A 21,689-nucleotide genomic window follows, 5' to 3' on the forward strand; every position below is an offset into this window, starting at 1 on the left:
CCCGGGGGGCTCCGCGGCCCCCCCCCCCCCCCACCGCCGTCGCTCGTCAGCGGCCGATCTGCGGAGCGAGCAGCACGGGAAGCCGGGTCGTCCGGGGCTTCGCCCCGACCTCGGCCACGGCCTTGGGCAGCGCCTGCTCCACGCCGTGCACCACGGACAGGTGCCGCTCGGCCCGCCCGAAAGCCGTGTACACCCACGGCCGGCTCAGCGCCTGCGCCGCGTCGCCGGGCAGCACCACGACGACGGCGGGCCAGCGGCTCCCGACGGCCTGGTGCGCGGTCATCGCCCACCCGTGCCGCACGGACTGCTCCACCCGCTCCTTCGGTACGACGACGGACTCGCCCGCGCAGGTCAGGTGCAGCCCCTCGGCGTCCGCCTTCACCACCCGGCCCGGCACCGCCCTCCCCGGCGCGGGGGAGTGGACGATCCGGTCGCCGGGGTCGAAGCCGCCGAAGCGGCCGGGGCCGGGATTGAGCCGCTCCTTCAGAGCCGCGTTGAGCGCGCGCGTGCCCACCGCACCACCGTGCCCCGGTGTGATCACCTGGGTCTCCTCGGCCGGGACGCCGATGGCCCGCGGCACCGAGTCCACGACGAGCTGCACGGTGCGGTGCACGGCCTCACCCGCGTCCCGCACCGGCACGATCACGAGCTCCTTGCCGGGCGCCTCGACCTGGTTCAGCTCGCCGATGCCGATGCCGGAGACCAGCTCGCCCAGCGGCCCCGGGTCGGGCAGCCGCGAGGCGACCTGCGGGCAGATCCGCGCCGCGAGGAGATCCGCGAACACCCGCCCCGGCCCCACGGACCACAGCACCGCCGGATCACCGGCCAGTACCAGCCGCGCCCCGTCCGGCAGCGACTCGGTCAGCAGCGCCGCCGTCTCGACGTCGAGCTGCGGCGCGTCGAGCACGACCAGCAGATCCAGATCCAGGGCTCCGTCCGCATCCCGGCCGGGCCCTTCGCTGCCGGAGAGCAGCCCGGGGACGGTCGCGACGGAAGAGTCGGCGCCGTCGTCCTCCCCGGCCCGGCGCAGCAGGGCGGCGAAGCGGTCGCGGCCGAGGGGGCCGTGGGCGGCGGCCCAGGCGCGCAGGCCGAGGGAGCGCGCGGCGTGCAGCAGCGCCGCAGGCTCGGCCAGGGACGCCTCCCCGCCGGTGTGCAGCACCAGGCCGTGCCCGGCGGTCGCACGGATCAGCTCACCCGTGGACCCCCCGGCCCCGGCGGCGAGCCGCTCCCACTCCTCGGCCGAACCGTCCTGCTTGGGAGCGGAGTTGACCAGCCGGGCCAGGCCGTCCGCCAGGCTCTCCTCCGCCAGCGCGTACCGCTCCAGGCCGACCAGGACACGGACCGGACGCTCCTGCTCCTCCTCGGCGCCCTCCGCTTCCGCCACCGGGGCACCGGGCTCCTCCAGGGCGTCCTGGAAGACCAGCGCCTCACCCTCCGCGATGCTGTCCTGCACCGCGCTCTCCGGCTCCGGCACGCCCCGCTGGGCCAGGGCCGCCAGGAGCGCCGGCATCTCCAGGGCGGTGTGGCCCGCCAGCGCCGCCTGTTCCAGGAGCCAGACCGTGACGGCGCGGCCGCGGCGCTCGTCGTCCGGGGCGCACTCCGCGCCCAGCAGCGCCCGCGCGAACCCGTCGGCCTGCTCGGGCCGCACCCCCGCGACCCGCAGCAACTGCCACGGGTCGGCACGCAGCAGCTCGTCCGCGCCCTCGCCGAGCGCCGCGGCCACCTGCGGTGCGAGCGTCTCCGGGGCGCCGCCCTCGCCGAGCACCCGCCGCACGCCCAGCACCGCCTCGGGGGCGGGAGCCGTCGGCGCGGCGGCGGTCTCGGCCGCCACCGGCTGCGGTCGGCGCACCGGCTCGGGGGCGGAGCGGCGGGGAGCGGGCGCGGGCTCCTGGAACACCGTGGCCGCCGGCTTCTCGCCGCTCTCCACGGCCCGGACGGCGGCGAGCAGATCGGCGGCCTTGCCGCTCAGCTTGGCACCGGCCTCGATGGGCGCCTTCTTCTCGGCCTTGCGCTGCTCGATGCGCTCCCGCTCGGCGCGCTGGGCCAGCAACTCGGCCTCGGCCTCGGAGAGCCGGCCGGCCTGCCCCTCCTCCGTCGCCGCGTCCTCGGCGGGCCGGTCGCCCGCGCCTTCCCCGGCCGCCGCGTCCTCGGCGGGCCGGTCGCCCGCGTCTTCCCCGGCCGCCGCGTCACCCTCCGCCGGGGTGGCCCCCGCGGTGCCCGGCGTCCCCGGCTCGGCGTCCTCCGTGGTCTCGGGCTCCGTGCTCACAGCGTGCTCCAGTCGTGATCGGGATAGCGGTGCACGGGCGCCGACACATCGTCGAGCGCCCGGCAGATCTCGTCAGGAAGACTAAGGGTCTCCACTGACAATGCCGCCGTGAGCTGCTGCGCGTTGCGCGCGCCGACGATGGGCGCGGTCACCCCGGGCCGGTCCCGGATCCACGCCAGGGCCACCTGCAGGGGCGTCACCGCGAGCCCGTCGGCCGCGGTCGCCACGGCGTCGACGATGCGGCTCGCGGTGTCGTCGAGGTACGGCGCGACGAAGGGCGCCAGATGGTCCGAGGCACCGCGGGAGTCCGGCGGTGTGGTGTCGCCCCGGTACTTGCCCGTCAGCACCCCGCGCCCGAGCGGCGAGGACGGGAGCAGCCCTATGCCGAGGTCCAGCGCGGCCGGCAGCACCTCGCGTTCGACGCCGCGCTGCAGGAGCGAGTACTCCAGCTGCGTGGCCGCCAGGCGGGTGCGGGTGCCCGGGGCCGCGAGCTGCCAGGTGGCGGCCTTGGCCAGTTGCCAGCCGCAGAAGTTGGAGACGCCGGCGTAACGGGCACGGCCGCTCGCGACCGCGAGGTCGAGGGCCTGGAGGGTCTCTTCCAGCGGGGTGTACGGGTCGTAGGCGTGCACGTGCCAGACGTCGACGTGGTCGGTGCCGAGCCGGGCGAGCGAGGCGTCCAGGGCGGCGAGCAGATGGCCGCGGGAGCCGTCGACCCGGCGGTCGGGGTCGGGCACGCTGCCGGCCTTGGTCGAGATGATCAGGTCCCGCCGGGGCACGAAGCCGTCCATCAGCCTGCCGAGCAGGTACTCGGCCTCTCCGTCGCCGTACACGTCGGCGGTGTCGACGAGGGTCCCGCCGGCTTCCCAGAACGTCTTCATCAGGTCCGCCGCGTCGTGTTCGTCGGTGTCCCGTCCCCAGGTCAGGGTGCCGAGCCCGATCCGTGACACACGCAGGCCGGTGCGGCCGAGATGCCTCTGCTCCATGAACGCCGAGATTACTGGCCAGAACCTGTCGTGTGGGTGGCTGTGGACGACCGATTTCCGGGGGCGGACGGTGCGTTCCCCCGCGGTCGCCACAGCCCGGCGCCCGAGGTCAGCAGCTGCCGTCCGACACCTGCAGTCCCTTGTTCGCGCCCGCCGTCCGGTTCACGACCGCCGGGACGCAGCCGGCCGTGTCGAGACGGAAGGAGTAGGGGATGGAGACCGTGGTGTTCGACTTCGGGTCGGGTCCTGCCGGGTGGTTCTCACTGCCCGGCTGGGACCAGGTCACGTTGTCGAAGACGTTGCCGGCGACCTGCCAGTATCCGGCCTCGTCGGTGTAGAAGGTGCCGAGGACGTCCTTGGAGTCCTCGAAGTAGTTGTTGTCCACCTTCGCGCGGGCGCCGGCCCGGGAGTTGATGCCGGACTCGTTGAGGCGCACGTAGTGGTTGTTGTACATGTGCGCGATGCCGCCGCGCAGCAGCGGGGCGCGGGAGTCGATGTTCTCGTAGCGGTTGTGGTGGTAGGTGATGAACCCGTTCGAGCGGTCGCTCTCGCTGCTGCCGACCAGGCCGCCGCGGCCGGAGTTGCGCAGCACGCTGTAGGAGAGGGTCACGTACTGGGTGTTGTTCTTCATGTCGAACAGCCCGTCGTAGCCCTCCGACTCGCCGCCCGAGGCCTCCAGGGTGGTGTGGTCGACCCAGACGTTGCGGACGTTGCTCTCCATGCCGATGGCGTCACCGCCGTTGGACGTGGGGGAGCCGGACTTCTTGACGTTCCGCACGGTCACGTTCTGGATGATGATGTTCTTCGATTCGCGGATGTGGATGCCCACCTGGTCGAAGACGGCACCACCGCCGACCCCGACCAGGGTCACGTTGCTGATCTTCTTGAGCTCGATCACGCCGTCGGCGGTGTCGCAGCTGCTGCCGGAGACCTTCTTGGTGTTGGCGTGGGTGATGGTCCCCGTGACCTCGATGGTGAGGGGGGTGCTGCTGCTCGCCCGGCCGCAGAGGGCGGCGTGGATCGCGGTCCCGGTCGTCGCCCGGACCGTCTGCCCCCCGGCCCCGCCGGTGGTCCCGCCGTTCTGGGTCGCGTACCCGGTCGCGGGGCCCGTCGCCGCCGACGCCTCGGGCGTCGAGACCAGCGTTCCGGTGGTGGCGGCCAGGGCCAGGGTGGCCACGGTCGCGCCGAGTCGCACTGAGGCTGCTCGCTTCATCCGTACCTCTCCGTTCCGTGTGCGGAGTGCGGGTGGGTTAGAAAGCGCTTTCCCGTGACCGTAGGGGTGTGCCGTGCACACGTCAATGGTCGTGTACTTGATTCTTGTTCACGCATCTGAAAGGGCGCGGTCGTACCGCTGTCCCGCGCAGGGGCCTCGCGCTAAGGTCTGCGCACAAGGCACGTTACTGATCAGTAAGGGGATGCGGCATGCAGCTCGGTATCAACCTCGGCTACTGGGGTGCCGGAATGGACGCGGACAACCTGGCCGTCGCCCAGGAGGCCGACCGGCTCGGCTACGCCGTCTGCTGGGCCGCCGAGGCCTACGGCTCCGACGCGGCCACCGTACTGACCTGGGTCGCCGCCCAGACCGAGCGCATCGACGTCGGCTCCGCCATCTTCCAGATCCCGGCCCGCCAGCCCGCGATGACCGCCATGACCGCCGCCACCCTCGACTCCCTCTCCGGCGGCCGCTTCCGGCTCGGCCTCGGCGTCTCCGGCCCGCAGGTCTCCGAGGGCTGGTACGGCGTGAAGTTCGACAAGCCGCTGGCCCGCACCCGCGAGTACGTCGAGATCATCCGCAAGGCCATGACCCGCGAGCGCCTGTCGTACGAGGGGCAGCACTGGACGCTGCCCCTGCCCGGCGGCCCGGGCAAGCCGATCAAGCTGACCGTGCACCCGCAGCGCGAGCACATCCCGCTGTACATCGCCGCCATCGGCCCGAAGAACCTCGAACAGACCGGCGAGATCGCCGACGGCGCCCTGCTGATCTTCCCCTCCGCCGACCACCTGGAGGACACGGCGATCAAGCACCTGCGCGCGGGCCGGGAGAAGGCCGGCAAGACCCTCGACGGCTTCGACGTCTGCCCGACGCTGCCGCTTGCCGTGGGCGACGACAAGGACGTCGCGGCACTGGCCGACACCTTCCGCCCCTACACCGCGCTGTACGTGGGCGGCATGGGCAGCCGCAAGCAGAACTTCTACAACCAGCTCGCCCAGCGCATGGGGTACGAGAAGGAAGCCGCCGAGATCCAGGACAAGTACCTCTCCGGAGACAAGCAGGGCGCCGCGGCCGCCGTGCCGCACGACCTGATCGACAAGACGACCCTGCTCGGCTCCGTGGACCGCATCGCCGAGCGGATGAAGGCCTACGCGGAGGCCGGCGTCACCACCCTCACCCTCGCCCCGGCGGGCTTCACGCTCGACGAGCGGCTCGCGTCGCTGCGGGCGGGCACCGAGGCCCTGGAGCGGGCCGGCCTCGCCTGATCCCGAAGTTCCGCGGCCGTGGTGGGGGCTCGGGGGTCTTCCCCGCCACGGCCGTCACGCGGAACAACGCGGCGGACCGCCGCCGGTTACGCCACCGCCCCGTCGGGCGGTCCGGGACGCCTTCCCGCACGTCCCCCGTTCGGCCGAGATGTCCGGCACACCTGTTGCAGCGCCCCGCACCCCGCACTTGACTCGTTCTTCGCGGAGACCTGCGGATCCTGCTGCACGCGCACGCGCGCGGGAAGAGGTGCCCACGATGCTTTCGGCCAAGACCCTGTTCCAGGAGATCCTCGACGACGACGAGTCCTTCGCCCTGTTCTGTTCCATCGCCGCCAGCGGCGAGTCCCAGGGCGGCTGGGAGAACGCCCGCATCGCCGCCCTCGTCCCCGACGGCGAACGCGAGCTCGCGCCCAAGATCTCCCGGCACGGCGCCGACGAGGACAAGCACGGCCGGATCTTCAACGCCCTGATGAAGAAGCGCGGCCTCGACCCCGTCCCGGTCCCGCCGGAGACCGACTACACGATGCTCCTGGAGAAGAACGGCATCGGCCTCGCGCACGAGCAGCTCAAGCGCGACGAGCGGCTCACCGTCCGGGACATCGTCACCTACCTCTCCCACAGCAGGGTCACCGAGCAGCGCGCCTCCGAGCAGATGGACCTGCTGCGCAGGCACTTCGCCGACCACCCCGACATCGGCCGCGCGGTCAGGCAGATCTCCGACGACGAGGACAACCACCTCGCCTACTGCCACGAGGAGCTGCTGCGCTTCGCCCGCGCGGGCCACGGCCGGGTCATCCAGCGGACCCTGCGCGCGTGCGCGCACGCCGAGATCCGGATCTACCGGGACGTCAGCCTCGCCGTCATGGCGCACATGGGCCGCATCCTCGGCTGGTCCCGGGCCAGGTCGGCGGTGCTGCGGGCCGGCATCCACGCGGTGTACGCCTACGAACGGCTCGGCGGCTGGCGCAGGATGGTGTCGCTGCGACCGCCGGAGCGCCGCAACGCCCTGGGCGGCCCGGCCTCCGCAGAACCCGAGTTCGCCTGAACCGGCCCGCCCGCCTACAGCCACCCGCGGCGCTTGAACAGCCGGAACACCATGACCTCCAGCACCGCCATCAGGGCGATCAGCGCCGGGTAGGACCAGACCCAGCGCAGTTCGGGCATGTGCTCGAAGTTCATGCCGTAGATCCCGGCGATCATCGTGGGGATCGCGGCCATGGCCGCCCACGCGGAGATCTTCCGCATGTCGTCGTTCTGCCGGACGCTCATCTGCGCCAGATGGGCCGAGAGGATGTCGGACACCAGCCGGTCGAGGTTCTCCACCGACTCGTTCACGCGCGTGAGGTGGTCGCTGACGTCCCGGAAGAACGGCCGGGCCCGGTCGTCCACGAACGGCACCGCCACGCCGTACGGTGCGGTGCCCGCCAGCCGGCTCATCGGCAGGGACAGCGGTCCGGTGGCCCGGCGGAACTCCAGCACCTGCCGCTTGAAGTCGTAGATCCGGGACGCGGTGTTCCGCGAGCCGCCGCCGTCGGGGGAGAAGACCTCCGCCTCCAGCCCCTCCAGGTCGGCCTGCAGCTCCATCGCGACCTCCAGGTAGTGGTCGACCGCGGCGTCCGCGACCGCGTACAGCACCGCCGTGGGGCCGGTGCCCAGCAGTTCCGGCTCGTGCTCCAGCCGGTGCCTGACCGCCTTGAGCGGGGCGCCCTCGCCGTGCCGGACGGTCACCACGAAACCGTCGCCGAGGAAGATCATGATCTCGCCCGCGGAGACCTTGTCGCTCTGCGGCTCGTAGACCACCGGCTTGAGGACCACGAAGAGCGAGTCGTCGTAGATCTCCAGCTTGGGTCGCTGGTGAGCCTTGAGGGCGTCCTCCACGGCCAGTGGATGCAGGCCGAACTCCTCGGTGACGTGCTCGAACTCGCGCTCCGTCGGCTCGTGCAGCCCGATCCACACGAAACCGCCCGCCGCACGCGCCTCCCCCAGGGCGTCGGAGAAGTCCTCCGGCCCGTCCGTCCGATGTCCGTCGCGGTAGATGGCACAGTCGACGATCACGAAGCGAGTCTCCCGTCACTCGAACGACACCGCACGCGCGCGTGCGCCTACGCTGGAGCGCATGCCCACGCTGATCCTGGTCAGGCACGGACGCTCCACAGCCAACACCGAGGGACTGCTCGCCGGCTGGACCCCCGGCGTCGCCCTCGACGAGCGCGGCGCCGCGCAGGCCGCCGCGCTGCCCGGACGTCTGGCCGAACTGCCCCTCGCCGAAATCGTCACCAGCCCGCTCCAGCGCTGCCAGGAGACGATCCGCCCCCTGCTGCAGGCACGGCCGGACCTGAGCCCGCACACCGACGAGCGCATCGGCGAGTGCCACTACGGCGACTGGTCCGGGCGCAAGCTGGCCGAGCTCAAGGACGAGCCGCTGATGGAGGTCGTGCAGGCGCACCCGTCCGCGGCGGCGTTCCCCGGCGGGGAGTCGATGCGGGCCATGCAGACGCGCGCCGCCGAGGCCGTCCGCGAGTGGAACGCGCGCGTGGAGCGCGACCACGGCGCCGACGCCGTCTACCTGATGTGCTCGCACGGCGACATCATCAAGTCCCTCGTCGCGGACGCACTCGGACTTCACCTGGACCTCTTCCAGCGGATCTCCGTCGAACCCTGTTCCATCACCGCGATCCGCTACACACGACTGCGACCGTTCCTCGTCCGCCTCGGCGACACCGGCGACTTCACGTCCCTGGTGCCGCGCGAGGAACCGCCGGGCGACGAGGCCCCCGTCGGGGGTGGTGCGGGCGCACCGTGATCGTCGGCCGCAGTAGGGTGAAGCGGTCGCAGCAGTGCCGTGCTCCCACGGTTCCCACGATTCCAATGGAGACAGGACGTGTCCCGTCAGGTGTTCCTCTACGACCATCCGGAGCGTTTCGTGGCCGGTACGGTCGGACTGCCCGGGCGCCGTTCGTTCTTCCTCCAGGCCTCCGCCGGCTCCCGGGTGACCAGCGTGGCCCTGGAGAAGACCCAGGTCGCCGCGCTCGCCGAGCGCATGGACGAACTGCTCGACGAGGTCGTACGCCGTAGCGGCGGCAGCGCCTCGGTCCCCGCCGTCGCCCCCTCGGAGATCACCGACACCGCCCCGCTGGAAACCCCCATCGAGGAGGAGTTCCGGGTCGGCACCATGGCACTCGCCTGGGACGGCGAGGAGCAGCTCATGATCGTCGAGGCGCAGGCGCTCGTCGAACTCGACGCCGAGTCCGAGGAGGACCTCGCCGAGGCCGAGGAACGGCTGCTCCAGGACGAGGAGAACGGGCCCCCGATGCTGCGGGTCCGGCTCACCGGCGCGCAGGCCAGGGCCTTCGCCAAGCGCGCCCTCGACGTCGTCAACGCCGGGCGGCCGCCGTGCCCGCTGTGCAGCCTCCCGCTCGACCCGGAAGGACACGTATGTCCGCGCCAGAACGGATACCGCCGCGGAGCGTGACGCCCCCCGAGGACGCCGCCGAGCTGCTCGCCCGCGGCGAACTGACCGTCCGCGGACGCATCCGTGAGGCGTCCAACGCGGCCCTGTACTGCACGGTGTCGTACGACGGCCGGGAGGCGGCCTGCGTCTACAAACCCGTCGCCGGGGAGCGCCCCCTGTGGGACTTCCCCGACGGCACGCTCGCCCAGCGCGAGGTCGCGGCCTGGGAGGTCTCCGAGGCGACCGGCTGGGGCCTGGTGCCGCCCACCGTGCTGCGCGACGGCCCCTACGGCGAGGGCATGTGCCAGCTGTGGATCGAGGCGGCGGCCGACGCGGAGCTGCTCGCCCTGGTCGACGCGCAGGAGCCGGAGCCGGGCTGGAAGGCGATCGGCTTCGCCGAGGTCGGCGAGGGACGCACCGCGCTGCTCGTGCACGCCGACGACGAACGGCTGCGGCGCCTCGCGGTCCTGGACGCCGTCCTCAACAACGCCGACCGCAAGGGCGGGCACCTGCTGCCCACCGGCGAGGGGCGGCTGTACGGCATCGACCACGGCGTCACCTTCAACGTCGAGAACAAGCTGCGCACCCTGCTGTGGGGCTGGGCGGGGGAGCCCCTCACACAGGAGGCCGTGGACGTCCTCGAAGGCCTCCGCGAGGACCTGGCGGACGGCGGGGCGCTCGCCGCCCGGCTCGCCCCGCTCATCACCGGCGCCGAGCTCGACGCCACCCGCGCGCGGGTCGGCGCGCTGCTCGCCTCCCGGACCCACCCCGAGCCGAGCGGGCAATGGCCGGCGATCCCCTGGCCACCCGTGTAGCAGCACAACGGCCGGGTTCACCGCAAGAGCGCCTTCTCGGCCGTCCGGTCCGCTCCCATTCGTATCTGGAACTTCAGTCCGGTTAGGCTCAGGGCATGCATGCCTGGCCCGCTTCCGAGGTCCCCGCCCTGCCTGGTCAGGGCCGCGACCTGAGGATCCACGACACCGCGACCGGCGGCCTCGTCACCCTCGACCCCGGTCCCGTCGCCCGTATCTACGTCTGTGGCATCACCCCGTACGACGCCACGCACATGGGACACGCGGCGACCTACAACGCGTTCGACCTCGTGCAGCGCGTGTGGCTCGACACCAAGCGGCAGGTTCACTACGTCCAGAACGTCACCGACGTCGACGATCCGCTCCTGGAGCGGGCCCAGCGCGACGGCCTCGACTGGGCCGCGCTCGCCGAGCGGGAGACGGCCCTCTTCCGTGAGGACATGACGGCCCTGCGGATGCTGCCGCCGCGGCAGTACATAGGCGCCGTCGAGGCCATACCCGGGATCGTCCCGCTCGTCGAGCGGCTGCGGGACATGGGCGCGGCCTACGAGCTCGAAGGGGACGTGTACTTCTCCGTCGAGTCCGACCCGCACTTCGGCAAGGTCTCGAACCTGGACGCCGCGGCGATGCGGCTGCTGTCCGCCGAGCGCGGCGGCGACCCGGACCGGCCGGGCAAGAAGAACCCCCTCGACCCCATGCTCTGGATGGCCGCCCGCGAGGGCGAGCCCAGCTGGGACGGAGGATCGCTCGGGCGCGGACGGCCCGGCTGGCACATCGAGTGCGTGGCCATCGCCCTGGACCACCTCGGCATGGGCTTCGACATCCAGGGCGGCGGCTCCGACCTGGCCTTCCCGCACCACGAGATGGGCGCCTCGCACGCCCAGACCCTCACCGGCGAGTTCCCCATGGCCAAGGCGTACGTGCACGCCGGCATGGTCGCCCTGGACGGCGAGAAGATGTCCAAGTCCAAGGGCAACCTGGTCTTCGTCTCCCAGCTCCGGCGCGACGGCGTCGATCCGGCCGCCATCCGCCTGGCGCTGCTCGCCCACCACTACCGCGCCGACTGGGAGTGGACCGACCAGGTCCTGGCGGACGCCGTGGCGCGGCTCGGCCGCTGGCGGGCCGCGGTGTCCCGGCCGGACGGCCCGCCGGCGCAGGCGCTCGTGGAGGAGATCCGCGCGGCCCTCGCCGACGACTTGAACGCCCCGGCCGCGCTCGCCGCGGTCGACCGCTGGGTCGCCGGCCAGGAGCGCGCCGGCGGCACGGACACCGGCGCGCCCGGAGTGGTCTCCCGCGCGGTGGACGCGCTGCTGGGCGTGGCGCTGTAGCCGCGCCTCGTGGCCCTGACGCGAAGGGGCGTCTCCCGGCCGGGAGACGCCCCTCGTGCTGCGTGCTGTCCTCAGTCCTCCGACGAATCCTCGTCGTCCGCGCCCGGCTTCGGTGGTTTCGGCGGGCGCGTGCGGCCACCGGGGTTGTCCCGCAGGTACGGCGTGCTGTCGCCGCCGTCCGCCGTCGCGTGCCCGCCGGCGGCGGGCGGTCCGCCACCGTCCCGGCGCCGCAGATAGCGCTCGAACTCGCGGGCGATCGCCTCGCCCGACGCCTCCGGCAGCTCGGCGGTGTCCCGGGCCTCCTCCAGCGACTGGACGTACTCGGCGACCTCGCTGTCCTCCGCGGCCAGCTGGTCCACGCCGACCTGCCAGGCGCGCGCGTCCTCGGGCAGCTCGCCCAGCGGGATGCGCACGTCGATCAGGTCCTCCAGCCGGTTCAGCAGGGCCAGCGTGGCCTTCGGGTTGGGCGGCTGCGAGACGTAGTGCGGGACGGCGGCCCAGAGCGAGACCGCCGGGACACCCGCGTGCGTGCACGCCTCCTGGAGGACGCCCACGATGCCCGTGGGGCCCTCGTACTTGGTCTCCTCCAGGTCCATGCGCCGGGCCAGGTCCGGGTCGGACGTCGTCCCGCTGATCGGAACCGGACGGGTGTGCGGGGTGTCGCCGAGCAGAGCGCCCAGGACGACCACCAGCTCCACGCCGAGTTCGTGGGCGAAGCCGAGCAGCTCGTTGCAGAACGAACGCCACCGCATGGACGGCTCGATCCCCCGGACCAGCACCAGATCGCGCGGCTTCTCACCGCCGACCCGCACCACCGACAGCCTTGTCGTCGGCCATGTGATCTTGCGGACGCCCGCTTCCATGAAGACCGTGGGGCGGTTGACCTGGAAGTCGTAGTAGTCCTCGGCGTCCAGCGCCGCGAAGACCTCGCCCTTCCACTCCCTGTCCAGGTGCGCGACCGCGGTGGAGGCGGCGTCGCCGGCATCGTTCCAGCCCTCGAACGCGGCCACCATGACCGGGTCGATCAGCTCGGGAACCCCCTCGAGCTCGATCACCCAGTGCCTCCTTCCGACGTGCCCTCGCTTGACCCCCCAACTTTACGGCGTGCCAAGGGGGCGTCCGCAGCCCCCTGGCAGGGGGAGTGACCCCATCACTGCCCCGTGATCCACGCCGGAACACACCGGATGCGTCCGAGCGGTCCGCGTGGCCCTGGTCACAGCGTGGAGCGCAGCCACCGCTCCACGCTCGCGATGTGCGCCGTCGCGCGCCGCCTCGGCGTCCCGGTCGCGCAGGGCGGCGAGGATCGCCCGGTGCTCGCGCAGGGTCCGGCCGACGGCGTCCTCCTGGGTCAGGACGCGCCGGGCCCGGGACCGCGGCAGGGGCGGCTCCGTCGGCGTGGAGCCGCCCCTGGCGGGGAACGCGTCACCCCCGGGTGGTGCCTACTTCTTGTCGAGCACGTCCTGCACCTTGGCGCGGACCTCGTCGGTGGCCAGGCCGCGGATGGTCAGCGTGGTCCGGCGGCGCAGCACGTCGTCCTGCGTCTCGGCCCACTCGTGGTCCCGGGCCCACACGACCTGCGCCCAGATCTCCGGGGCGTCGGGGTGGACGCGCTCGGCGAGTTCCGGGCTCTCGTTGGCCAGCCGGGCGATGTCGAAGGCCAGCGAGCCGTAGTGCGTGGCCAGGTGCCGGGCGGTGTCGGCCGCCATGCGCGGGCCGGGCGCCGGGCGGTCGGTCAGCAGCCGGTGGGCGACCGCGCGCGGGTTGGCGATGCCGGGCAGCGGGAGCTTCTTCGGCAGCGCGCTGATCGGCTCGAAGTCGTCGCCGAGCGGGTGGCCGGGCAGCGACTCCAGCTTCTTCATGATCGTCCGGCCGATGTGGCGGAAGGTGGTCCACTTGCCGCCCGCGACGGACAGCATGCCGCCCCGGCCCTCGGTGACGACCGTCTCGCGCTTGGCCTTGGCCGTGTCGCCGGGGCCGCCCGGCAGCACGCGCAGGCCGGCGAACGAGTAGGTGATGAGGTCGCGGCGGAGCTGCTGGTCGCGGACCGAGAAGGCGGCCTCGTCGAGGATCTGGGTTATGTCCTGCTCGGTGACCGAGACGTCCGCCGGGTCGCCCTCGAACACCTCGTCGGTGGTGCCGAGCAGCAGCATGTCCTCCCAGGGGAGGGCGAAGGTGATGCGGTACTTGTCGATCGGGGTGGCGAGCGCGGCCTTCCAGGGGGAGGTGCGCTTCAGGACCAGGTGCGCGCCCTTCGACAGGCGGATGGACGGCGCCGCGTTCGGGTTCTCCATCTTGCGCAGGTGGTCGACCCACGGGCCGGTCGCGTTCAGCACCAGGCGGGCGTTGACGCCGAACTCGTCGCCGGACAGGCGGTCCTTCAGCTCGGCGCCCGTGACCCGGCCCTGGGTGAAGCGCAGGCCGGTGACCTCGGCGTGGTTGAGGACGACCGCCCCGGCCTCGACGGCCGCGCGGACCGTCATCAGGGCCATGCGGGCGTCGTTCATCTGGTCGTCGCCGTACACGGCCACGGCCTTGAGGTTCTCGGTGCGCAGCTCCGGCACGTCCTGCGCGGCCTTGGCCGGCGAGAGCAGGTGCCCGACGCCGTCGCCGAAGGCCGACAGCATCGAGTACGCGAAGACGCCCGCGCCCAGCTTCGCCGCGCCGTGCGGCCCGCCCTTGTACACGGGGAGGTAGAACGTGAGCGGGTTCGCGAGGTGGGGGGCCACCTGGCGGGAGACCGCACGGCGCTCGAAGTGGTTCTCCGCCACCAGCTTCACCGCGCCGGTCTGCAGGTAGCGCAGGCCGCCGTGGAGCAGCTTGGAGGAGGCGGAGGACGTGGCGCCGGCGAAGTCGCCGGCGTCCACCAGAGCCACCCTGAGGCCGGACTGCGCGGCGTGCCAGGCGGTGGAGATGCCCAGGATGCCGCCGCCGATCACGAGAAGGTCGTACGACGCCTTGGCGAGCTGCTCCCTGGTCTCGGCCCGGCTCGGGTTGGAGCCGGAGGCCGGGTGCGTCCCCAGGGCAGGCACGGACTGCAGGGTGGACTTGGTGGTCATGCTGTTCCTTACTCCTCGTCCTCGAGCCAGCCCATGGTCCGCTCGACGGCCTTGAGCCAGTTCTTGTACTCACGGGCGCGGGTCTCCGCGTCCATGCGGGGGGTCCACTCGGCGGCCCGCCGCCAGTTGGCGCGCAGGTCGTCGGTGCTGTTCCAGAAGCCGACGGCGAGACCGGCGGCGTAGGCGGCGCCGAGGCAGGTGGTCTCGGCGACCATCGGGCGCACCACGGGGGCGTCCACGAAGTCGGCGAGGGTCTGCATCAGCAGGTTGTTGGAGGTCATGCCGCCGTCGACCTTGAGGGCGGCCAGCTCGACGCCGGAGTCCTTCGTCATGGCGTCGGCGATCTCCCGCGTCTGCCAGGCGGTGGCCTCCAGGACGGCACGCGCCAGGTGCGCCTTGGTGACGTACCGGGTCAGGCCGGCGATCACACCGCGGGCGTCGGAGCGCCAGTACGGGGCGAACAGGCCGGAGAAGGCCGGCACGAAGTAGGCGCCGCCGTTGTCCTCGACCGACAGGGCGAGGGTCTCGATCTCGGCGGCGGTGGAGATCAGGCCCATCTGGTCGCGCATCCACTGCACCAGCGAACCGGTGACGGCGATCGAGCCCTCCAGGGCGTAGACCGTGTCCTGGTCGCCGATCTTGTAGCCGACGGTGGTGAGCAGGCCGCTGTAGGAGTTGATGATCTTGTCACCGGTGTTCATCACCATGAAGGTGCCGGTGCCGTAGGTCGACTTGGTCTCGCCCTCGGCGAAACAGGTCTGGCCGAACAGGGCGGCCTGCTGGTCGCCGAGCGCGGAGGCGACCGGGATGCCGCCGAGCAGGTCGCCCAGCTTGCCGCCGGTGATCTCGCCGTAGACCTCGGCGGAGGACCGGATCTCGGGCAGGATCTGCTTTGGGACGCCGATCGACTCACAGATCTTGTCGTCCCACTGCATGGTGTGCAGGTTCATCAGCATCGTGCGCGAGGCGTTGGTGACGTCCGTGACGTGCTTGCCGCCGTCGACACCACCGGTCAGGTTCCAGATGACCCAAGTGTCCATCGTGCCGAACAGGATGTCGCCCGCTTGGGCGCGCTCCTTCAGCCCGTCGACGTTGTCGAGCAGCCAGCGGGCCTTCGGACCGGCGAAGTAGGAGGCGAGGGGAAGGCCGGTCTCGCGGCGGAAGCGGTCCTGGCCGACGTTGCGGCCGAGCTCGCGGCAGAGGGCGTCGGTGCGGGTGTCCTGCCAGACGATGGCGTGGTGGACGGGCTCGCCGGTGTTCCTGTCCCACAGCACGGTCGTCTCGCGCTGGTTGGTGATGCCGATGGCCTTGATGTCGTCGCGGGTGATGCCGGCCTTCTCGATGGCCCCGGCGACGACCTCCTGGACGTTGGTCCAGATCTCCGTGGCGTTGTGCTCGACCCAGCCCGGCTTCGGGAAGATCTGCTCGTGCTCCTTCTGGTCGACGGAGACGATCCGGCCGTCCCGGTCGAAGACGATGCAGCGGGACGAGGTGGTGCCCTGGTCGATGGCGGCGATGAAGGGGCCGGCGGTGTGCGCGTCGGTCACTGTGTGCTCCTGGTCATTCCGGGTTTGAGGGGCTTTACGTACGGCGCTTGCTGGAAGTTTCGCGCGAGCGCGAAGTCGGGACTCCTAAGCGAACGCGACGTTGTAGATGCCTGCCGCGATGGCGCCGCCGATGAGCGGACCCACCACGGGGACCCAGGCGTAGCCCCAGTCGGAGCCGCCCTTGTTGGGCAGCGGCAGCAGGGCGTGCACGATGCGCGGACCGAGGTCACGGGCCGGGTTGATCGCGTACCCCGTCGGGCCGCCGAGCGAGAGGCCGATGGAGACCACCACGAGCGCGGTGATCAGGGCCCCCAGGGTGCCCAGGCCGTTGCCCTTGTCGTTCAGGCCCTGGGTGAGCACGGCGAGGACCAGCACGATCGTGCCGATGACCTCCGTGGCGACGTTCTGCCAGGCGACCCGGACCTCGGGACCGGTGGAGAAGACGCCCAGCACCGGGCCGGCGCCCGCCTCCTGGGCCTCGACGGCCTTGGCCGCCGTGTCCTGCGCGCCCGGACCGCCGACGATCTCGCGGTCGGTGAGGTGGGCGTGGAACTGACCGTAGTAGGCGATCCAGACCAGAGCCGCGCCGATCATGGCGCCGAGAATCTGTCCGGCCCAGTAGACCGGGACGTTCTTCCAGTCGCCGTCCTTGATCGCGAGGGCGAGGGTGACGGCCGGGTTCAGGTGGGCGCCGGAGAGCGGCGCCGTGGTGTAGACCGCCGTGAGCACCGCGAAGCCCCACCCGAAGGTGATGGCGAGCCAGCCGGCGTTACGTGCCTTGGAAGCCTTCAGCGTGACGGCGGCGCAGACGCCGCCGCCGAGGAGGATGAGTATGGCGGTACCGATGGTCTCGCCGATGAAGATGTCGGAGCTGGACACCCGCGACTCCTTTGTCCTACGTCCAGGGAAGTTCGATACCGGCCTGGCGTTGTCACACTCTAGCGCGTATTGCCGGTAGCTGTTCGACAATGTCGACCGATGGACGGGAGTCTTGCTTCGGCGTTACGAGCACGTCAAGAGCTGTGTAGTCGAAAACACGATCGTTACTGATCGCCGTTTGTCCGTGGATCTTCGTGCAGGTGGGCACGGGGGTGAGCCGGGACATGCCGGAAGCCGGGACGCCGTCGGGCGTCCCGGCTTCGTCGTGTGGCGTCAGAACCGCCCGGCGCCCAGGTCCCGGGAGACCGCGCGGGCGCAGTCCCGGACGGCCGCGATGAGCTCGGGGCGCAGCGCCCGCTCCTCGTCGGGCCGGCACAGCCGCTCCACGGCGCCGGTGATGCCGACCGCGCCGACCGGCATCCGCCGCCGGTCGTGGATGGGGGCGGCGAGCGAGGCGACGCCCTCCCAGGTCTCCTCCACGTCCGCCGCGTACCCACGCGCGCGTGTGACGTCGAGGAGATGCTCGAACTCCTCCGCCTCGCACACCGTCCGGTCCGTGAACGCCTTGCGGTCGGCCTCCAGGGCCTCGCTGTGCGCCACCGGGTCGTAGGCGGACAGCACCTTGCCCAGGGCCGTGGAGTGCAACGGCTGCATGGCCCCTATCTCCAGGACCTGCCGGCTGTCGTCGGGCCGGAACACGTGGTGCACGATCAGCACGCCCTGCTGGTGCAGGACCCCCAGGTACACGCTCTCGCCGCTGGAACGGGCCAGGTCGTCGGTCCACACCAGGGCGCGTGCCCGCAACTCGTGCACGTCCAGGTAGGTGGTGCCCAGGCGCAGCAGCTCCGCGCCCAGCTGATAGCGCCCGGATGCGTCGTCCTGCTCCACGAAGCCCTCCTGCTGGAGGGTGCGCAGGATGCCGTGGGCGGTGCCCTTGGCCAGGCCCAGCGACGAGGCGATGTCCGACAGGCCGAGCCGCCGCTCGCCGCCCGCCAGCAGCCGCAGCATCGCGGCCGCTCGCTCGAGCGACTGGATGTTCCGTGCCATCGCCGTACCGCCTCCGTCCCCTTCGACCGCCGACATGCGGGGCCCACAGCCCTCGTTCGGCAATGTCGAACACTACCGGTCCTTGCCGACCTCTCGCTAATGCCCGGTCACCATTTGCCGCGTGTTCCGGCCGAACCGTCACCGCGCCCGCGCCCGGACCGCCGGAGCGGCGCCGCCGCGTCCGCCCCGTGGACGCGCTGCCCATCCAAGCCGACTCCCGGTTACGCTGGCGCCGTGCGCCCGTCCCCGGATGCCCTGCCGGACGTCCGGGAAGCCGCATAGCCGACAGCCGTCGCATCCGAGGGAGCCCTTTTCATGGCCTCGTTGCCGCCGACCCCTTCCGCAGACAGCCGGACCCGTGTGTCCGCCCTCCGAGAGGCACTGGCCACCCGTGTGGTCGTGGCCGACGGTGCCATGGGCACCATGCTCCAGGCGCAGGACCCCACGCTGGAGGACTTCGAGAATCTCGAGGGCTGCAACGAGATCCTCAACCTGACCCGCCCGGACATCGTCCGCTCCGTCCACGACGCCTACTTCGCCGTCGGCGTCGACTGCGTCGAGACCAACACCTTCGGCGCGAACCACTCGGCCATGGCCGAGTACGAGATCTCCGAGCGGATCCACGAACTGTCCGAGGCCGGCGCCCGCATCGCCCGCGAGGTGGCCGACGAGTACGCCGCCCGGGACGGGCGGACCCGGTGGGTCCTCGGCTCCATCGGCCCCGGCACCAAGCTGCCCACGCTCGGCCACATCACCTACGGCACCATCCGCGACGGCTACCAGGCCAACGCCGAGGGCCTGCTCGCCGGCGGCGCGGACGCGTTGATCGTGGAGACCACGCAGGACCTCCTGCAGACCAAGGCGTCCGTCCTGGGCGCCCGCCGGGCCATGGAGGCCACCGGCGTCGAGGTGCCCCTGCTGTGTTCGATGGCCTTCGAGACCACCGGCACCATGCTGCTCGGCTCCGAGATCGGCGCGGCCCTGACCGCGCTGGAGCCCCTCGGCATCGACATGATCGGCCTGAACTGCTCCACCGGCCCCGCCGAGATGAGCGAGCACCTGCGCTACCTCACGCGCCACTCGCGCATCCCGCTGCTGTGCATGCCCAACGCCGGCCTGCCGATCCTCACCAAGGACGGCGCGCACTTCCCGCTCGACCCCGAGGGCCTGGCCGACGCCCAGCAGAACTTCGTCCGTGACTACGGCCTCTCCCTCGTCGGCGGCTGCTGCGGCACCACCCCCGAGCACCTGCGGCAGCTGGTCGAGCGGGTCCGGGACGTCACCCCGCCCGAGCGCGACCCGCGGCCCGAGCCGGGCGCCGCCTCCCTGTACCAGTCGGTGCCGTTCCGGCAGGACACCTCCTACCTGGCCATCGGCGAGCGCACCAACGCCAACGGCTCGAGGAAGTTCCGCGAGGCCATGCTGGAGGGCCGCTGGGACGACTGCGTGGAGATGGCGCGCGAGCAGATCCGCGAGGGCGCGCACATGCTCGACCTGTGCGTGGACTACGTCGGCCGCGACGGCGTCGCCGACATGGAGGAACTGGCCGGCCGCTTCGCCACCGCCTCCACCCTGCCGATCGTGCTGGACTCCACCGAGGTCGACGTCATCCGGGCCGGCCTGGAGAAGCTCGGCGGCCGCGCGGTGATCAACTCGGTGAACTACGAGGACGGCGACGGCCCCGACTCCCGCTTCGCGAAGGTCACCCAGCTCGCCAAGGAGCACGGCGCCGCCCTCATCGCGCTCACCATCGACGAGGAGGGCCAGGCCCGCACCGCCGAGAAGAAGGTCGAGATCGCCGAACGGCTCATCGACGACCTCACCGGCAACTGGGGCATCCACGAGGAGGACATCCTCGTCGACTGCCTGACCTTCACCATCTGCACCGGCCAGGAGGAGTCCCGCAAGGACGGCATCGCCACCATCGAGGGCATCCGCGAACTGAAGCGGCGCCACCCGAAGGTGCAGACGACCCTCGGCCTGTCCAACATCTCCTTCGGCCTCAACCCGGCCGCCCGCATGCTGCTGAACTCCGTCTTCCTCGACGAGTGCGTCAAGGCGGGCCTGGACTCGGCGATCGTGCACGCGTCGAAGATCCTGCCGATCGCCCGCTTCAGCGAGGAGGAGGTCCGGACGGCTCTGGACCTCATCTACGACCGCCGCGCCGAGGGCTACGACCCGCTGCAGAAGCTCATGCAGCTGTTCGAGGGCGCCACCGCCAAGTCCCTCAAGGCCGGCAAGGCCGAGGAACTGGCCGCCCTGCCGCTGGACGAGCGCCTGAAGCGGCGCATCATCGACGGCGAGCGCAACGGGCTCGAAGCCGACCTGGACGAGGCCCTGCGGTCCCGCCCCGCGCTCGACATCGTCAACGAGACGTTGCTGGACGGCATGAAGGTCGTCGGCGAGCTGTTCGGCTCCGGCCAGATGCAGCTGCCGTTCGTGCTCCAGTCGGCCGAGGTGATGAAGACGGCCGTCGCCCACCTCGAACCGCACATGGAGAAGGTCGAGGGCGACGAGGCCGGCAAGGGCACCATCGTGCTGGCCACCGTGCGCGGCGACGTGCACGACATCGGCAAGAACCTCGTCGACATCATCCTGACCAACAACGGCTACAACGTCGTCAACCTCGGCATCAAGCAGCCGGTCTCCGCGATCCTGGAAGCCGCCGAGGAGCACCGGGCCGACGTCATCGGCATGTCCGGTCTCCTGGTCAAGTCCACCGTGATCATGAAGGAGAACCTGGAGGAGCTGAACACCCGCGGCCTGGCCGCCCGCTTCCCGGTCATCCTCGGCGGCGCCGCCCTCACCCGCGCCTACGTCGAGCAGGACCTGCACGAGCTGTACGAGGGCGAGGTCCGCTACGCCCGCGACGCCTTCGAGGGCCTGCGCCTGATGGACGCCCTCATCGGCGTCAAGCGGGGCGTGCCCGGTGCCAAGCTGCCCGAGCTCAAGCAGCGCCGGGTCCGGGCCGCCGCCCCGGCCGCCGTGGACGAGCGCCCCGAGGAGGGCCACGTCCGCTCCGACGTCGCCACCGACAACCCCGTGCCCACCCCGCCCTTCCGCGGCACCCGGGTCGTCAAGGGCATCCAGCTCAAGGAGTACGCGAGCTGGCTCGACGAGGGCGCCCTGTTCAAGGGCCAGTGGGGCCTGAAGCAGGCCCGCACCGGCGAGGGCCCGTCCTACGAGGAACTGGTCGAGAGCGAGGGCCGCCCCCGGCTGCGCGGCCTGCTCGACCGGCTCCAGACGGAGAACCTGCTGGAGGCGGCCGTGGTCTACGGCTACTTCCCCTGCGTCTCCAAGGACGACGACCTGATCATCCTGGACGAGGCGGGCAACGAGCGCACCCGCTTCACCTTCCCGCGCCAGCGCCGCGGCCGGCGCCTGTGCCTGGCCGACTTCTTCCGCCCGGAGGAGTCCGGCGAGATCGACGTCGTCGGCCTCCAGGTCGTCACCGTCGGCTCGCGCATCGGCGAGGAGACCGCGCGGCTCTTCGAGGCCAACGCCTACCGCGACTACCTCGAACTGCACGGCCTGTCCGTGCAGCTGGCCGAGGCCCTCGCCGAGTACTGGCACGCGCGCGTGCGCTCCGAACTCGGCTTCGCCGGGGAGGACCCGGACGAGATGCAGGGCATGTTCGAGCTCAAGTACCGGGGCGCCCGCTTCTCCCTCGGCTACGGCGCCTGCCCCGACCTGGAGGACCGCGCCAAGATCGCCGACCTGCTCCAGCCGGAGCGCATCGGCGTCCACCTGTCCGAGGAGTTCCAGCTGCACCCGGAGCAGTCCACGGACGCCATCGTGATCCACCACCCCGAGGCGAAGTACTTCAACGCCCGCTGACCCCG

General features: G+C 71.9%; 15 protein-coding genes and 2 pseudogenes. 7 read left to right on the plus strand and 10 right to left on the minus strand.

Features of this window, described 5'->3' with window-relative positions:
- Positions 1 to 46: 46 nt before the first annotated feature.
- The 3 genes and pseudogenes from RIN80_RS12640 to RIN80_RS12650 all read right to left on the minus strand — a co-directional run.
- Positions 47 to 2,266, minus strand: a complete 2,220-nt coding sequence (locus tag RIN80_RS12640) for a helix-hairpin-helix domain-containing protein (protein ID WP_309095670.1) — start codon at positions 2,264 to 2,266, stop codon at positions 47 to 49.
- The gene (locus RIN80_RS12645; RefSeq protein ID WP_309095671.1) at positions 2,263 to 3,249 is read right to left on the minus strand and encodes an aldo/keto reductase; all 987 of its coding nucleotides are present in this window, start codon (positions 3,247 to 3,249) and stop codon (positions 2,263 to 2,265) included. The genes RIN80_RS12640 and RIN80_RS12645 overlap by 4 nt, the downstream gene beginning before the upstream one ends.
- 112 nt (positions 3,250 to 3,361) lie before the next feature.
- Positions 3,362 to 4,462, minus strand: a pseudogene (locus RIN80_RS12650) (polysaccharide lyase family 1 protein); the annotation flags it as partial.
- 209 nt (positions 4,463 to 4,671) lie between these two features.
- On the opposite strand from RIN80_RS12650, the gene RIN80_RS12655 reads away from it, so the two are divergent.
- Both RIN80_RS12655 and RIN80_RS12660 read left to right on the plus strand, forming a co-directional pair.
- A complete protein-coding gene (locus RIN80_RS12655; protein WP_309095672.1) occupies positions 4,672 to 5,727 on the plus strand; it encodes an LLM class F420-dependent oxidoreductase in 1,056 nt (351 codons plus the stop codon).
- 256 nt (positions 5,728 to 5,983) lie between these two features.
- Positions 5,984 to 6,772 (plus strand): ferritin-like domain-containing protein, encoded by a 789-nt coding sequence (locus tag RIN80_RS12660; protein ID WP_309095673.1) that lies wholly within the window; start codon positions 5,984 to 5,986, stop codon positions 6,770 to 6,772.
- A 14-nt stretch (positions 6,773 to 6,786) separates the two neighbouring features.
- On the opposite strand, the gene corA is transcribed toward RIN80_RS12660, so the two are convergent.
- Complete coding sequence (gene corA / locus RIN80_RS12665) at positions 6,787 to 7,782, minus strand: magnesium/cobalt transporter CorA (RefSeq protein ID WP_309095674.1); 996 nt, start codon at positions 7,780 to 7,782, stop codon at positions 6,787 to 6,789.
- 61 nt (positions 7,783 to 7,843) lie between these two features.
- Between corA and RIN80_RS12670 the strand changes: the two genes are divergently transcribed.
- The 4 genes from RIN80_RS12670 to mshC all read left to right on the plus strand — a co-directional run bounded on the left by RIN80_RS12670 (position 7,844) and on the right by mshC (position 11,318).
- Entirely contained in the window at positions 7,844 to 8,530 is a 687-nt protein-coding gene (locus tag RIN80_RS12670) for a histidine phosphatase family protein (protein WP_309095675.1), read from the plus strand.
- A 78-nt stretch (positions 8,531 to 8,608) separates the two neighbouring features.
- Positions 8,609 to 9,199: a DUF3090 domain-containing protein gene (locus RIN80_RS12675; RefSeq protein ID WP_309095676.1), complete on the plus strand. Its 591-nt coding sequence runs from the start codon at positions 8,609 to 8,611 to the stop codon at positions 9,197 to 9,199.
- Complete coding sequence (locus tag RIN80_RS12680) at positions 9,163 to 9,993, plus strand: SCO1664 family protein (protein ID WP_309095677.1); 831 nt, start codon at positions 9,163 to 9,165, stop codon at positions 9,991 to 9,993. The genes RIN80_RS12675 and RIN80_RS12680 overlap by 37 nt, the downstream gene beginning before the upstream one ends.
- A 95-nt stretch (positions 9,994 to 10,088) precedes the next feature.
- Entirely contained in the window at positions 10,089 to 11,318 is a 1,230-nt protein-coding gene (gene mshC / locus RIN80_RS12685) for a cysteine--1-D-myo-inosityl 2-amino-2-deoxy-alpha-D-glucopyranoside ligase (protein WP_309095678.1), read from the plus strand.
- 71 nt (positions 11,319 to 11,389) lie between these two features.
- Here the strand turns inward: mshC and RIN80_RS12690 are convergent, their stop codons facing one another.
- From RIN80_RS12690 to RIN80_RS12715, 6 genes and pseudogenes are all read right to left on the minus strand, one after another.
- The gene (locus RIN80_RS12690) at positions 11,390 to 12,373 is read right to left on the minus strand and encodes a PAC2 family protein (RefSeq protein ID WP_309095679.1); all 984 of its coding nucleotides are present in this window, start codon (positions 12,371 to 12,373) and stop codon (positions 11,390 to 11,392) included.
- A 158-nt stretch (positions 12,374 to 12,531) separates the two neighbouring features.
- A pseudogene (locus RIN80_RS12695) lies at positions 12,532 to 12,685 on the minus strand (GntR family transcriptional regulator); the annotation flags it as partial.
- 72 nt (positions 12,686 to 12,757) lie between these two features.
- Positions 12,758 to 14,374, minus strand: coding sequence for a glycerol-3-phosphate dehydrogenase/oxidase (locus RIN80_RS12700; RefSeq protein ID WP_309095680.1), 1,617 nt, complete (start codon positions 14,372 to 14,374; stop codon positions 12,758 to 12,760).
- 8 nt (positions 14,375 to 14,382) lie between these two features.
- Positions 14,383 to 15,921 (minus strand): glycerol kinase GlpK, encoded by a 1,539-nt coding sequence (gene glpK, locus RIN80_RS12705; RefSeq protein WP_309095681.1) that lies wholly within the window; start codon positions 15,919 to 15,921, stop codon positions 14,383 to 14,385.
- Between the two features lie 84 nt (positions 15,922 to 16,005).
- The gene (locus tag RIN80_RS12710) at positions 16,006 to 16,800 is read right to left on the minus strand and encodes an MIP/aquaporin family protein (protein ID WP_309095682.1); all 795 of its coding nucleotides are present in this window, start codon (positions 16,798 to 16,800) and stop codon (positions 16,006 to 16,008) included.
- Positions 16,801 to 17,073: 273 nt separating this feature from the next.
- Entirely contained in the window at positions 17,074 to 17,847 is a 774-nt protein-coding gene (locus RIN80_RS12715; RefSeq protein WP_309095683.1) for an IclR family transcriptional regulator, read from the minus strand.
- A gap of 315 nt (positions 17,848 to 18,162) precedes the next feature.
- On the opposite strand from RIN80_RS12715, the gene metH reads away from it, so the two are divergent.
- The gene (gene metH, locus RIN80_RS12720) at positions 18,163 to 21,684 is read left to right on the plus strand and encodes a methionine synthase (protein ID WP_309095684.1); all 3,522 of its coding nucleotides are present in this window, start codon (positions 18,163 to 18,165) and stop codon (positions 21,682 to 21,684) included.
- Positions 21,685 to 21,689: the final 5 nt, after the last annotated feature.

Source organism: Streptomyces sp., assembly GCF_031181705.1.
GTDB lineage: Bacteria > Actinomycetota > Actinomycetes > Streptomycetales > Streptomycetaceae > Streptomyces.

Bases quoted from the DNA above. Each gene is read 5' to 3' on its own strand.
- RIN80_RS12655 (WP_309095672.1), top strand. From the start codon at position 4,672: ATGCAGCTCGGTATCAACCTCGGCTACTGGGGTGCCGGAATGGACGCG.
- RIN80_RS12715 (WP_309095683.1), bottom strand. From the start codon at position 17,847: ATGGCACGGAACATCCAGTCGCTCGAGCGAGCGGCCGCGATGCTGCGG.
- mshC (WP_309095678.1), top strand. From the start codon at position 10,089: ATGCATGCCTGGCCCGCTTCCGAGGTCCCCGCCCTGCCTGGTCAGGGC.
- RIN80_RS12670 (WP_309095675.1), top strand. From the start codon at position 7,844: ATGCCCACGCTGATCCTGGTCAGGCACGGACGCTCCACAGCCAACACC.
- RIN80_RS12680 (WP_309095677.1), top strand. From the start codon at position 9,163: ATGTCCGCGCCAGAACGGATACCGCCGCGGAGCGTGACGCCCCCCGAG.
- RIN80_RS12700 (WP_309095680.1), bottom strand. From the start codon at position 14,374: ATGACCACCAAGTCCACCCTGCAGTCCGTGCCTGCCCTGGGGACGCAC.
- metH (WP_309095684.1), top strand. From the start codon at position 18,163: ATGGCCTCGTTGCCGCCGACCCCTTCCGCAGACAGCCGGACCCGTGTG.
- RIN80_RS12660 (WP_309095673.1), top strand. From the start codon at position 5,984: ATGCTTTCGGCCAAGACCCTGTTCCAGGAGATCCTCGACGACGACGAG.
- RIN80_RS12645 (WP_309095671.1), bottom strand. From the start codon at position 3,249: ATGGAGCAGAGGCATCTCGGCCGCACCGGCCTGCGTGTGTCACGGATC.